This is a genomic window from Endozoicomonas atrinae (assembly GCF_001647025.1).
In the GTDB taxonomy this organism is placed as follows: Bacteria; Pseudomonadota; Gammaproteobacteria; order Pseudomonadales; family Endozoicomonadaceae; genus Endozoicomonas; species Endozoicomonas atrinae.
Map to the genome: position 1 here is coordinate 24,765 of NZ_LUKQ02000033.1, position 12,657 is coordinate 37,421.

Consider the following 12,657-nt stretch of genomic DNA (forward strand, 5'->3'; position numbering starts at 1 on the left):
GCATACCAGATTAAAACGACCGGAGTCGGTAAAACCTTAGCTGCTTATCAGGGGAATTGGTATAACTGCCACCCATTCCCCACGCCCTTCATTAAGAGCTCTTCTACAAGCGGAATCAGGCAGTCTCTTCCTGCTCTGCCTCTTCAGCTTCAGCTGCACGCTCAGCAGGCTTGATAGCGTCCTGATAGCTGCATGCTTTTTCTGAAACCTGAGCCGCTTCCAGAATAGTATCCACTACCTGCTCTTCCAGAACAACATACTTGATCTGAGACAGCTGCTCATCGTTGCTGTAGTACCAGTCGATGACCTGTTGAGGCTCCTGGTAAGCGGAAGCCATTTCCTCGATCATGGCACGTACGCGCTCATCATCAACCTTGACTTCGCGCTGCTTAACCACTTCACCAATCAAAAGACCCAGGGCAACACGCTTCTTGGCATCGGCTTCAAAGAGCTCTGCAGGCAGCTGCTTTGGATCAAAACCACCCTTCATACCACCGAACTGCTGCACAGCCTGTTCGCGCATACGATCGATTTCCTGAGAAGTCAGAGCAGAAGGTACTTCCACTTCATGAATCTTCAGCAGGCCATCCATTACTTGATTCTTGACCTTGTTCTTAACCGCCTGGCGCAGTTCACGCTCCATGTTCTTGGAAACTTCCGTACGGAAACCTTCCAGACCACCTTCGCTTACACCAAATCGCGCAAAGAATTCATCATTCAGTTCTGGCAGCGCAGGTGCGGCAACCTTGTGAACCTTGCAGGCAAACTCAACTGCCTGGCCAGCCAGATCTTTCGCCTGATAATCTTCAGGGAAAGTCAGGGAAAGCACTTTCTCTTCACCAGCAGAGACACCCACCAGACCGTCTTCAAAGCCTGGAATCATGCGGCCAGAGCCCAGCTCAAGAGTAGAGTTTTCTGCACTGCCACCTTCAAAAGCTTCACCGTCTTTGGTACCAACGTAGTCAAAGGTAACACGGTCACCTAGCTCGGCAGCGCGCTCAACGTCTTCAAAGGTTGTGCTCTGCTTGCGCAGGGTTTCGATCATCTCGTCAACATCAGACTCCTGAACCTCAGCAACCGGACGCTCAATTGAAATGCCGCCGAACTCATTCAGAGCGATTTCAGGGTAGATTTCAAAGGTAGCAACAAAGGTGAATCCTTCGTCGTTATCAGACTGAGCTTCAACAGATGGCGCACCGGCAGGGTTCAGTTTCTGCTCCTGGATGGCCTCAACAAAGGAAGACTGCATCATCTCACCGAGCACTTCCTGTCTGGCACCTGCACCATAGCGACGCTTAACCACTTTCATTGGAACTTTGCCGGGACGGAAGCCATCCAGACGAACACGTCGGGACAGATCCTGCAGACGCTTGTTCACTTCACCATCGATATCAGTACCCGGGATAGTGATCGTCAGCTTGCGCTCAATACCGGAAGTCGTTTCAAGAGAGACTTGCATTTTTGTTCCTCAACACCAAAACCTGTGTAAACAATGGGCCAAAAGGCGCATAGACTAGCAAATGTACCCAGAAAATGCATAAACACCTTCTGTCACACTGGATCCAGGCAAGGCAAAGGAACACTTTTTATTCCAGTTCCCTACAGGATTTGCACCACTCTCACTTCTCAACGGCATAAACCAACGAATAAAACAGACGTTAAACGAAAAGCATTTTTAAAGACCCGAAACACAGCAGCCCTGGCTCAGCCTTTCATATCTGCAATATTCATATACGTTTCCCCGAAGCTAAGGACTAGCGGGTCCATACACCCCCCCATCAGGGCAGTTTCTTTGGATGAAACATACAAAAACGGGGATAAGCATGCTTATCCCCGTTAATGACTGGTGCGGAAGGAGAGACTCGAACTCTCACGCCTTGCGGCACTGGAACCTAAATCCAGCGTGTCTACCAATTTCACCACTTCCGCTCACAGTGCTTCTACGAAGCACGCAAAACACTGTATTCTTCAGGATTCCTGAAGCCTCAGGACAACCCTTTAAACTGGGGTGGGCGAAGGGGCTCGAACCCTCGACCGCCGGAATCACAATCCGGAGCTCTGCCAACTGAGCTACGCCCACCAGTAACCGCTCGAAAGATTATTCAAATTAAACCAAAGAATCAAGCTCAAACAGGATAAATGGTCATCTGAAAATGGCGCACCCGGCAGGATTCGAACCTGCGACCATCCGCTTAGAAGGCGGATGCTCTATCCAACTGAGCTACGGGCGCTTTTAACATCTTTCTGACTGGTCGGGGTAGAGAGATTCGAACTCCCGACATCCTGCTCCCAAAGCAGGCGCGCTACCAGACTGCGCTATACCCCGAAAATTTCCAACCACTTTCGGAAAAAACCGAAAAGTTCTGCTGGACAACGGCGACGAATACTACTCACAAGCATGGCTCTCGTCAATTGCCATATGCATTTTTTAATCCACATTTATGTTCAAACAACGTGGAACATCATGTCGTGATAACGAGCATATCAACCTGTCTGAAAGAATACCACATTGCAAACCCTTTATATCGAACACACTCTCTATATGTTGAACCATACGGAAAAGCGTTGGCTTTATCAGCAGGCTGTTGTGTCAACAGAGCTCGAGCACTGGTAAACTAACGGTCATTTTCAATATTCGCCAATCATCCAATATTGTCAGCAACAGGCTTCAGCACATATGACAGCAAAAATTATTGATGGCAAAGCCATTGCCCTGCAACTGACCGACACTATCGCCGAACAGGTTAAAAAAAGAACTTCACAGGGCCTCCGAGCTCCAGGACTGGCCGTTATTCTGATTGGTGATGATCCAGCCTCAAAGGTTTATGTAGGAAAGAAAAGACAGGACTGTGAACGAGTGGGCTTCAAGTCCGTATCCCACGACCTGCCAGCCTCCACCAGCGAACAGCATCTGCTTGAGCTGATCGACAGCCTGAATGATGACCCGGAAATTGATGGCATACTTGTACAATTACCACTGCCTGAGCACATCAACAGCGAACTGGTTATTGAACGCATCCGTCCGGATAAAGATGTCGATGGCTTTCACCCCTACAACATCGGCAGACTGGTTCAGCGTATTCCATTGCTGCGACCATGCACACCGAAAGGTGTTATGACACTGCTGGAAAGCACGGGCCAGACAATTCGTGGCAAGAATGCAGTAATTGTCGGCGCCTCCAACATTGTGGGCCGACCAATGACCATGGAGCTGCTACTGGCAGGCTGCACCACAACCACCACTCATCGGTTTACCGAAGACCTTGCCGTCGAAGTAGCCCGGGCAGACATTCTGGTCGTAGGCGCAGGTAAACCCGGACTGGTTAAAGGCGCCTGGATTAAACCTGGAGCGGTGGTCATAGATATTGGTATCAACCGTATGGATGATGGCCGGCTGGTCGGTGATGTGGAGTTTGATACTGCCAAAGAAAGAGCATCCTGGATTACCCCGGTTCCAGGTGGTGTTGGCCCAATGACAGTGGCAACACTCCTGGAGAACACGCTGTATGCTGCAGACCACCTGCATCACTAAATCGAAAGCATTCAAAATCCGGCAGCCCCGCTGCCGGCAATCATTTCAGGCTTTAAGGCCGGCAAGGCATTCCAGAAAGATTTCCTCTTCCCACTCCGAGCAATCAACCAGATATAAATCGCCTGATTCTTCCCACTCATACTCCTGCCCATTAATCCGGACTTCCAAAATCGGATGCTCACTGTAAATCACCAGCCTGCCTCCCTGCCGGAGCCGACTTTCCAGGCGCGCACCACTGTCTTTCCAACACACCACTTGATCAAGAACCGCACAGGCGGGCAGAATCTTATCTTCCAGACCAAGACAAACCAATGATTCTTCAGGATAAAACAGCATCAAATCTGAACCATTCTGGGCAAGCCGTATTTCTGGTAATTCAGAATGACCAAAACATTGCCGCCGAGCCGGCCAATAAACCAGCCACTCGCTACTGTCATGTTCAATAGGTGATGCAGTGATGCGTTCAGTAATCGGCTGATGATCCTCGGTAATATTGAATAAGGCAAGAACAGCGACTGCGCCAATCCGGTTGGTCACTTTCAGTAACTTTCCGGAATAGAGCGGATTTTCAAACAACTGCTCTCGAGCCACTTTTCCCTGCTGATCACAACGAACCACCTGACCATCATTAAACACCAGTTTCATTAGTTGTTGAGCATCCGTCTGCCCAACCGGATCACTGGTATAAACTGGCCCGCCACTCACTGCCCTGAGCAAGGCATGAGCATCAGAGTCTTCATGAATGGTCCACCACATATCCCAGTCACCCAGGAAAAACGCATCATGGAACACCGCGTTATACGCATTCTGCAATGCATGTTCCTGAAGATTGCCACTTTTCTTTGGAAAAAAATCATCACTGTTACGAGCAAGTGATGATGAAGGGCGATGCCATAGCTGGTCACTTGCCATTCCCATACAGTTGATCATCTGCCCGTTAAAATGCAGCCCTACAGATGCTTCAAGTGCCTGATGCGCCACCCTGGATACTTTTCCAGGGAAATCCCGGTATTTATAGTGATTAGCAAGATTGCTCTGCACATCGACTTTGATAAAGTCGACTCCCTGCTGGGCCAGGTAGTCATGCCAACCATGCCAGAAGCGAAAAGAATCTCCTTCTGTGCTTGGGGGCAATTTTCTTAACGAATCCAGCTCATCCAATCGAACAGGAAAGCTGGCTTCTGAATCTATCCCCTCCCACTGACCTGTCAGAGCATGCCACACACCCATCCAGGGAATACCATAGTCATCTTCAAGAGCCTTCTTTAAACCGGCAAGCCCTGCCGGAAATTTTTCTCGATTTTCCTTCCATGACAAAAGTCGACGATCTTTCTCTTCAGACCAGCCATCATCCACCAGCATCCATTTCACCGGAACTCCTTTGGATTGAAACTCCTCGGCTTTCGCAACGACTGCATCTGCATTTACATCAAGATAGCAGGCATCCCAACTGCACCAGCCAAGATACTTAAACACCTCAGGCAAAGTGCGTTGCTCTCTTGGTCGGGAGTAGTGAGATAAATGGTTACGTCCCAACTGCACATTATCATTGATCAGTAGAAAAGGGTCTGTGCTGATCCCATAAATGGCAATCAAGCCGGAAAAATCTCTTACACCCGACTTTGAAGGGCCCGCCACCAACTCAATACCAGCAACTTCCCCCCCCTGGAATTCACAGCGAACCTGCTCATCGCATACTGCCAGCAAGTGGTGATATTCATCTTCCAAGCCATACAGTAAAGACTGTGTCTTCTCTGGAAGGTTGTTCAGGACGCAATCAAAATGAGGACGGGTCCACCAGCTGTTATAAAGATAATGAGCACACAAACCGGAAATATCACCCAAAGAGGCGATATTAATTCTAACGGCACTCTGAGGGTGCCAGCTGCGTCCCGGCCAGCTGACCCCTTTGGTGACCTCCGCGCTCAGAGATAACAACAACTGCCTTCCTTTTGTCTCCAGGGACAACTTGACAGACAACCAGTCATCATAAACAAATATCCCCGACTGCTCTGACCACGTCAGCGCATATTCCTCCTCATTATCCAAACGAACATAAACAGTGATCCCCTGACAAACTGCAATCTGGTCAAAGCACAGATTTACCAGCTGGTCTTTTTCACGAAGTGAGTACATAGTGGCCTCAACTGCATCATAGAAAGAACGGTCTCATCCTTTGCATACAGTATTTCTCAAAATTGGGTATACGGCAGTGAAAATCTAATAAATAGATTATTTGTGATGCCAAGCCATGAACCAGTCAGCTGATGGCAACTGGAATTGCCAACGTGAAAACCTCTCAATATGTTACTCACGCAACAAGAACCAATCAGAAGGTAACACCTTTTACCAGCGATGCACGCCAAAATAACAACCTGCTTTTTCAGACTGCAGAGAGTTCAGGCAAGTAAAATCCAAGTTAGCTGAAGCGAAAACAGGGAAAGTAGAATGCATTAGACATCAGAAAGTATAGGAAATCATGCCGTCAAAAAAATGGCATGTTGTATGCATACCATTTAGCGTTTCGTGTCGACACCCGGTTTAATGGAATAAACCTAACTGCCGACATCATTTGTCTTCATCACTCTTGTCAGGATCATTCAGGACTCTTCAATGAACAAGCCATCACTCAGTAGCATGGAAGCCTATCTCAGACAGATGGGTATGGTGACCCTTCCCGAAACCCCTGCCGATCTTGAGAAAGAATACTACCGACAGATTTACCGAGTGCTGCCCCGGGAGCAGGCTCTCTCACTCCCTGTCAAGAAAGCCCGTTCCAAAACCTCTATCCAGAAAAGTAGAGAAAAGCGACACCCCTGATATCCAGACAGTGAACCAGATCTACTCAGTGACCGGGGTTTCCAACCGATCACTCTGCCGCTTATGCCGAAACAGGCCATCCAGTGTAAAAATGGCTAGCGCAAGCCATATCAAGCCAAAAGTCGCCATCTGCACAACACCCAGGGGCTCATTATAAATCGTCACACCCACCAGAAATGAAATCGATGGTGCCAGATACTGCATGATTCCCAAAACCGTCAACGACAACTTTTGAGTGGCCATATTGAAAAACACCAGAGGTATTGTGGTCACAAACCCGGCAAGAGCCAGGAGAACACTAGTATCAGGATCGGAAAAGCGAAAGGCATGCAAATCATTGCCCATCAGCCAGAGGAAATAGAAAGCGACAGGCGGCATCAACAGCAATGTCTCAATTGCAAGCCCAGTGGTTGCATCTACGTTGATTCTTTTACGGATCAAACCATAAAACGCGAAACACAGAGCCAGTACAAAAGCGACCCAGGGCAGCTTACCCAGCAAAAACATCTGCATTGATACGGCTGCTGCCGCTATAAGTACTGCCAGCATCTGGTATCGAGTCAGCCGTTCTCCCAGAAAACAATAGCCAAAGAAAACACTGATCAGAGGGTTAATGTAATAACCGAGACTGGTTTCAAGAATTCTGTCATTGGTAACTCCCCAGATAAAGCACAGCCAGTTCCCCGCAATAAACAGTGACGACAAGACCAGCCACCCTAATATCCGGGGTGACTTTATTAATTCAATAATCCCCTTCAGTTTATGGCGAAACGTTAAAAAGCAAACCAGCAAAAGTGATGACCAGAAAACTCGATGACCAAGGACTTCTAAAGGAGGCACCTCCTCCAGAGTTTTGAAATAAATGGGTATAAGCCCCCATAAAGCAAAGGCCCCAACGGCAAATGTTAGGCCAGACTGCGCTCCTGCGTCTCTCACAAATCCCCCGCATCAGGCCCATAGCATCCCTGAGAGCCAAGAAAAAAGTCCATTCAGATAATAAACGTCGTTAGCATTGTAAAATACAATAAAACACAACCCCACTCGCTATATAACATATCGAATTTAAATTAACCAAAAAATATTCGAATTATGCTTATAAACAGCAAAGCGAACCTAGTTTTAAAGCCCTAGTAAGGTATTGTTGGACGTGACATGACCATATATCTATTAAAAAATACAACCTATAAAGACAAGAGTGGATGGAGAATTTACATCGTTTATCGAATCACTTGGAGAGAGGTTAAGATGTTAACTGAAGAAGCCTGAACCAGCTCAGGCTTCCTTTCAAGCCCGATTAATCAAAAACTATACGATTTTTGTTTTTATCCAGCATTCTATTGCCAACATATTTAACCTTATCCAAATCATCAAAGCTCTGATAAGGACCATGCTGATCACGATGCTTCACAATTTCCATTGCAATACGGGGTCCAACGCCAAGAAGCCCTTTATCCAACTGTTCAATGGTTGCCTGATTCACATTAACCTTCTGATCACCAGACCAGCCTTTCTGGTCAGCACCAAATACAGAGATACTAAAAAAAGATGCGCCAAGAAAGGCAAGGGTTTTGATATCCATATCAATGACTCCTTAAAATTGATATATAGTTCGCTAAAGGACAGCTTATTCGAATAAACCATCCTTAAGAACATTCAAGGCAATGTGAGAGGTAACTTCAAGACAAAAAAACGCGAGCAGATAAATGGATCAAATTTTCACGCAGCCGGAGCAACACCCAACACCTGCTCTTTAAACGATTTACTCGGGGGGGTCTCACCAATCCAAACTCGCAGGAAAAGGTTGAATACCTCTTTGCTGGCAGGCACGACACCTTTTTCAACACCGGCAATTTCAATCCGCAACCCTTTACCTGGCAGATACTCAAATACAGCCTGCTCCCCTTTTTTCATAGAACCATCGACAAGCGTAAAAATTCTCTCAAGATCATCTCTCATCGCTTCCTGCTCATCTGGTGGGCTATTCAATTGGATGGAGTCATAAAACGCATTGGCTATCCGTCGAGCACTCATCTTCGAAACCAGCATAACAAATGCCATTCGCTGATGACTGTCAGAGGCATAAATTTCTTCGGGGCTACTGGTCGGCTCTTCCAGATAAAGAGCACCTATATATCCTTTCACCATCAGATACCACGACCTCACTGCAGCGCCCTGCAATTTAAGCTCTGGCTTATCACCCTCTGCGGCAATTGAATCTGGCAGGTCATACTTATTTATGACAAGAGCATTTACAGGCAATGACAGTAATATGAGAAAAGCAGTTAAGAGAGGAATACGATAAATGGTGTGATCGTGCTGCATACTACAAACCTTATTATTTTTCTGAGTGAATACTATCTCACTTATTCTGAAGCTTCCAGCATACTGAACTGTAAACATTTCGATATTTCATATTTTGGGCTCTGCCGCAACAGGTCAAGCGATCATAATATACTCACTTTTGAGCGACCAGGGTCTTTACAGGTATTTTGATGCCAGAATCTGTCTCATGTCAGTAAATTGTCACCGGCTCATCAGTCGGGGCCATCACGGACAATAAGTAGAAGAATATCCATTGCCACTGGTCAGCAGCCCAATATTCCCATTACCAATCCTGACTATCTAAACCATACTTAAGTGCATTGACTATTGAAATTACTGGATAAGTCTCAAAATAGAATATCCAGAATACAACTGACCAGGTTGAAACACAGAGTAATGGGTACGCCTCACCTTCTATGAAGTCCGCTACGCCATACCTCTGCCACAGGATATCAACCAGACTTTCTTCTTAAACCAGCTTTGCAGACAGACTATGACAGATCAGGATCCAAACAACCCCGAAGTGATCAGTGGGGACGAAGACAGTCAAAAAACCAGCACTGGACTTGTACTTCCACATCAGGCGCTGCCAGACAAGCTCTATCTGATCCCCGTTTCCAACCGCCCTTTCTTTCCTGCACAGGTGCAACCACTAGTATTCAGCAATCAGGAGTGGGGAGAAACATTACAACGTGTTGGTCAGAGCCCACATAAAGCCGTTGGTCTCAGTTTTGTAGGTCGAATGCCTGGCACAGACGTCGATCCAGAAGACTTTCCTCAGATAGGATGCGTTGTCAAAATCCATAATATTGTTTCAGATAATGACCAGGTCCAGTTTATTGCCCTGGGAATGCAACGCTTCGGAATACGACAATGGCTGCGTCGCCGGCCTCCCTATCTTGTTCAGGTGGACTATATCGAAACACCTGAAGACGACAGTGATGAAGTAAAAGCCTATGCGCTTGCACTGATTCAGGCCATCAAAGAGCTTATTCCACTGAATCCTCTGTACAGTGAGGAGCTGAAAAATTATCTGAACCGATTCAGCCCCAAAGACCCATCTCCCCTGGCAGATTTTGCAGCGGCCATTACAACTGCACCTGGACAGGAACTTCAGGAGGTGCTTGAAACTATCCCTGTTCAACGCAGAATGGAAAAGGTACTGGTTCTGATTCGAAAAGAACAGGAGGTCGCCCGTCTTCAGAGTGAAATCAATGCAGAAGTTAATCGGAAAATCAGTAATCATCAGCGCGAGTTTTTCTTGAAGGAGCAGCTAAAAGTCATTCAAAAAGAGCTGGGCATATCGAAAGATGACCGAACTGCCGAGATTGAGCAGTTCGAGCAGAGATTGGAAAAGCTAACTGTCCCAGAAAGTGCAAAAAACAAAATTGATGACGAACTGAAAAAACTGTCTATTCTGGAAACCGGCTCCCCAGAATACGCAATTTGCAGAAATTATCTGGATTGGGCAACATCCGTTCCCTGGGGTCTGTACTCCGAAGATAATCTCGACCTTCATCATGCGAGAAATGTACTCAGTTCAGACCATGACGGTCTCGAGGATGTTAAAGAGCGAATTGTTGAGTTTCTGGCTGTAGGTGCTTACCGGAAAGAAGTATCCGGCTCCATTATGCTGCTTGTTGGCCCTCCTGGTGTAGGCAAAACCTCTATTGGCAAGTCAGTCGCCAAGGCCCTGGATCGCAAGTTTTACCGTTTCAGCCTCGGTGGAATGAGGGATGAAGCAGAGATCAAAGGACACCGTCGTACTTATATTGGGGCATTGCCAGGAAAGCTGGTCCAGGCACTCAAAGAAGTAGAGGTTTCCAACCCGGTCATCATGCTTGATGAGATCGATAAGATTGGTGCTTCTTTCCGTGGGGATCCTGCATCTGCTCTGCTTGAGGTATTGGACCCAGAGCAAAACACCGAGTTTCTTGACCACTATCTGGACATGAGAATCGACTTATCTAAAATACTCTTTATCTGTACAGCCAATCAGCTCGACACGATACCGGGCCCACTACTGGATCGTATGGACGTGATCAGACTATCTGGCTATATCACTGAAGAAAAGGTAGCCATTGCCAAGAATCATTTATGGCCCAAACAGCTCAAAAAAGCTGGACTTAAAAAGAGCCAGCTTAGAATGTCAGACACTACTTTCCGGAAAATAATCGATGGCTATGCCCGAGAGGCCGGAGTTCGTCACTTCGAAAAGTTATTGCAGAAAATCATTCGTAAAGTTGTCGTCCAGTTTCTGGAAAATGATGAAAGCAAACTCACTGTTTCAGCTAAAAACCTGGAAGATTTCCTCGGGGCACCCTACTTCCGTAAAGAAAAGGCAATGGAGGGAGTTGGCATAGTTACGGGTCTTGCCTGGACCTCAATGGGTGGTGCCACGCTTCCTGTTGAAGCCTGCCTGATACATCAGCAAAGAGCCGGTTTTAAACTAACAGGTAAGCTGGGTGAGGTAATGAAGGAGTCAGCTGAAATCTCATACAGCTATACGACCAGCCACGCCAAAAAATTTGGTATCAAGGAAGACTTCCTAAAAACAGCATTTATACACCTGCATGTTCCGGAAGGTGCCACACCGAAAGATGGTCCGAGTGCCGGTGTCACCATGACAACCGCTCTAATCTCTCTGGCCAGAGGTATTAAACCCATAAAAAACCTGGCGATGACCGGAGAGCTGACCCTGACAGGCAAAGTATTGGCTGTCGGTGGTATTAGAGAAAAAGTGATTGCTGCCCGACGGCAAGGAATTCTGACGCTGGTTCTGCCGGAAGATAACAGAAGAGACTTTGATGAGCTACCGGATTACATCCGTGAAGGAATTTCTGTTCATTTTGCCAGCCAGTATGATGATGTATATAAAGTTGGATTTCCTGACGCTGGAAAGAACAAAGGGAAGAGAAATAAATAGTTTCGACAGGGTGAGGGTGTAGCTGAATCCTAATAAAAAGCGCCACCCGTTTGGGTGGCGCTTTCTTAATCACTCTTTCAATAGCAGCGGGAACTAATCCCGTTTGGACACGCTAGTGAGCATTTATATTGTGGGCCGTACAAGAAAAACTTTCAAATAATTTATAAGACATAATATGAATATTAATTTCTTTTGAAATAATCAACAGGACATATTTCCATAATAAAAACGCTATTGTCCTTTAAGGAATATAAATATGCCCATAGAAGGAGCAGATAAAAAAGGTTTTTTCCAACCACTACTGAGTGGTATCAAGGATTTCACCAGCCATATAAAGGAATCAGTAAAATCCTATAAAGGTAAACCGCTTAAAAAGGCTGAAGGAAGCAGCCCTGTAAAAGAAGGAACTGAATCTGCCAAATACAACGGTGAACCGCCAACCCACGGAGTCACCGATAGAGTAGCAAAACTCGCTACAACACCAGGCCATAGCAAAAAATCAGAAATGCAACCAGAGGCATCAACCGATTTCTCACCTCATATTTCTTCAAACCAGAAAGACAAAAGAGTTGAAGCCACTGCTTTGACTAAAGCTGTAAAGCTACTTGCAGGCAAAGATCTGGACTTTAACAAAAAATACCGAGCCACAATACAGACAGAAATAAATATTTTAAAAAAAACAACAAAAACCACAAAAAACAGCATTAAATCCGTTGAAAAAACCATAAAATCACTTGAAAGAGAGGCAAGAAAAAAATTAAATAATCACGATATACAAAAAAAAATAGAAGATCAAAAAAATCACTTTAGAGAACTGAGAATCAAAATTGAAAAGCATGAAGCACATCTAGAAACACTTTGTGAAAAAATTAAGATACTCAAAGAAAACACAGAAGACGCACAGATTTTTTTTATAAACTTTCTTACCTCTGTCATCACCGGCGTAAAAAGTCCTCAAAACACCAGTCCAAAATGACCTGTCGTTAAGTATAGCTTTTTGGGGTGGTCTGCAAGTCTGATAGTTCCAGAAAGTTAAATATTTTACTAAGCTGACTCT

The 12,657-nt window shown here is 46.0% G+C and carries 9 protein-coding genes and 4 tRNA genes; 4 read left to right on the forward strand and 9 right to left on the reverse strand.

Features of this window, described 5'->3' with window-relative positions; genetic code table 11:
• Window positions 1-115: 115 nt before the first annotated feature.
• From tig to AK963_RS06920, 5 genes are all read right to left on the reverse strand, one after another.
• Entirely contained in the window at window positions 116-1,459 is a 1,344-nt protein-coding gene (gene tig / locus AK963_RS06900; protein WP_066014726.1) for a trigger factor, read from the reverse strand.
• Between the two features lie 385 nt (window positions 1,460-1,844).
• Window positions 1,845-1,929: transfer RNA gene (locus tag AK963_RS06905), tRNA-Leu, on the reverse strand.
• Window positions 1,930-2,004: 75 nt separating this feature from the next.
• A tRNA-His gene (locus AK963_RS06910) sits at window positions 2,005-2,080 on the reverse strand.
• 74 nt (window positions 2,081-2,154) lie between these two features.
• Window positions 2,155-2,231 (reverse strand) — tRNA-Arg (locus tag AK963_RS06915).
• 18 nt (window positions 2,232-2,249) lie between these two features.
• Window positions 2,250-2,326 (reverse strand) — tRNA-Pro (locus AK963_RS06920).
• A 351-nt stretch (window positions 2,327-2,677) separates the two neighbouring features.
• On the opposite strand from AK963_RS06920, the gene folD reads away from it, so the two are divergent.
• Complete coding sequence (folD, locus tag AK963_RS06925; protein WP_066014727.1) at window positions 2,678-3,532, forward strand: bifunctional methylenetetrahydrofolate dehydrogenase/methenyltetrahydrofolate cyclohydrolase FolD; 855 nt, start codon at window positions 2,678-2,680, stop codon at window positions 3,530-3,532.
• Window positions 3,533-3,577: 45 nt separating this feature from the next.
• Here the strand turns inward: folD and AK963_RS06930 are convergent, their stop codons facing one another.
• A complete protein-coding gene (locus tag AK963_RS06930) occupies window positions 3,578-5,668 on the reverse strand; it encodes a Sip1-related alpha-galactosidase (protein ID WP_066014728.1) in 2,091 nt (696 codons plus the stop codon).
• Window positions 5,669-6,145: 477 nt separating this feature from the next.
• On the opposite strand from AK963_RS06930, the gene AK963_RS06935 reads away from it, so the two are divergent.
• The gene (locus AK963_RS06935) at window positions 6,146-6,352 is read left to right on the forward strand and encodes a hypothetical protein (RefSeq protein ID WP_066014729.1); all 207 of its coding nucleotides are present in this window, start codon (window positions 6,146-6,148) and stop codon (window positions 6,350-6,352) included.
• Between the two features lie 21 nt (window positions 6,353-6,373).
• Here AK963_RS06935 and rarD read toward each other — a convergent pair whose 3' ends face one another.
• From rarD to AK963_RS06950, 3 genes are all read right to left on the reverse strand, one after another.
• Complete coding sequence (gene rarD, locus AK963_RS06940; RefSeq protein ID WP_066014730.1) at window positions 6,374-7,288, reverse strand: EamA family transporter RarD; 915 nt, start codon at window positions 7,286-7,288, stop codon at window positions 6,374-6,376.
• A gap of 358 nt (window positions 7,289-7,646) precedes the next feature.
• On the reverse strand, window positions 7,647-7,931 hold the full coding sequence (locus AK963_RS06945; protein WP_066014731.1) for a ComEA family DNA-binding protein: 285 nt from the start codon (window positions 7,929-7,931) through the stop codon (window positions 7,647-7,649).
• A gap of 137 nt (window positions 7,932-8,068) precedes the next feature.
• Window positions 8,069-8,674, reverse strand: a complete 606-nt coding sequence (locus AK963_RS06950; protein ID WP_066014732.1) for a chalcone isomerase family protein — start codon at window positions 8,672-8,674, stop codon at window positions 8,069-8,071.
• 493 nt (window positions 8,675-9,167) lie between these two features.
• Here AK963_RS06950 and lon point away from each other — a divergent pair, with 493 nt between their 5' ends.
• Both lon and AK963_RS06960 read left to right on the forward strand, forming a co-directional pair.
• A complete protein-coding gene (lon, locus tag AK963_RS06955; protein WP_066014733.1) occupies window positions 9,168-11,600 on the forward strand; it encodes an endopeptidase La in 2,433 nt (810 codons plus the stop codon).
• A 256-nt stretch (window positions 11,601-11,856) separates the two neighbouring features.
• Entirely contained in the window at window positions 11,857-12,576 is a 720-nt protein-coding gene (locus AK963_RS06960) for a hypothetical protein (RefSeq protein ID WP_066014734.1), read from the forward strand.
• Window positions 12,577-12,657: the final 81 nt, after the last annotated feature.

Bases quoted from the DNA above. Each gene is read 5' to 3' on its own strand.
- tig (WP_066014726.1), bottom strand. From the start codon at position 1,459: ATGCAAGTCTCTCTTGAAACGACTTCCGGTATTGAGCGCAAGCTGACG.
- folD (WP_066014727.1), top strand. From the start codon at position 2,678: ATGACAGCAAAAATTATTGATGGCAAAGCCATTGCCCTGCAACTGACC.
- AK963_RS06930 (WP_066014728.1), bottom strand. From the start codon at position 5,668: ATGTACTCACTTCGTGAAAAAGACCAGCTGGTAAATCTGTGCTTTGAC.
- AK963_RS06935 (WP_066014729.1), top strand. From the start codon at position 6,146: ATGAACAAGCCATCACTCAGTAGCATGGAAGCCTATCTCAGACAGATG.
- AK963_RS06945 (WP_066014731.1), bottom strand. From the start codon at position 7,931: ATGGATATCAAAACCCTTGCCTTTCTTGGCGCATCTTTTTTTAGTATC.
- AK963_RS06950 (WP_066014732.1), bottom strand. From the start codon at position 8,674: ATGCAGCACGATCACACCATTTATCGTATTCCTCTCTTAACTGCTTTT.
- lon (WP_066014733.1), top strand. From the start codon at position 9,168: ATGACAGATCAGGATCCAAACAACCCCGAAGTGATCAGTGGGGACGAA.
- AK963_RS06960 (WP_066014734.1), top strand. From the start codon at position 11,857: ATGCCCATAGAAGGAGCAGATAAAAAAGGTTTTTTCCAACCACTACTG.